1 protein-coding gene is annotated in these 590 nt (G+C 54.7%); it reads right to left on the reverse strand.

The features are described from left to right. The coding region (locus ACJHYW_RS25305; protein WP_280740106.1) for a site-specific integrase at nt 1-590 on the reverse strand (590 nt) is incomplete at both ends.

The raw sequence follows: 590 nt of genomic DNA on the forward strand, positions 1-590 counted from the left end.
TCAGCGCACTACAGGCCATTGCCCGGAAGCCATGCCCGCAGATATCCTTTTTGGTGTCGTAACCCATCACGCGCAGCGCCTTGTTGACGGTGTTGTCGCTCATGCACTTGTTCTGGTCGTATTCGCCGGGAAAAATAAAGGCCAGATGCCCGGAGAGGGCCTCGATCTGCTTCAGTATCGCAATCGCCTGATCCGACAGCGGCACAATGTGCTGGATTTTCATTTTCGCCCCCCGGTAAGAGAAGCGCACGTTTTCGATCTGCTCGCGTTCTTCCGGGATCACCCACAGTTTTTGCTGCCAGTCGATTTCACTCCAGCGGGCAAAACGTAGCTCGCTGGAGCGCACGAAAAACAGCAGCGAAAGTTTGAGGGCGTATTTCGTCAGCAGCCTGCCGCAGTAATTCTCTGTCCGGGATAAAAGCTCAGGCAACTTATCCAGCGACAGGGCCGGGTAGTGACTGGTTTCTGGCGCGGCAAACTCACCGTCCAGATACAGCGCCGGGTTCGCTTTGAGCAGTTTCTTTTTCATCGCGTAGTGCATGATATCGGTGACGTAGTTTTTCAGCCGCGCGGTGATTTCCAGAAAGCCT

Origin of the sequence: Escherichia sp. WS3063 (assembly GCF_046486595.1) — a bacterium.
Taxonomy (GTDB): Bacteria; Pseudomonadota; Gammaproteobacteria; order Enterobacterales; family Enterobacteriaceae; genus Escherichia; species Escherichia coli.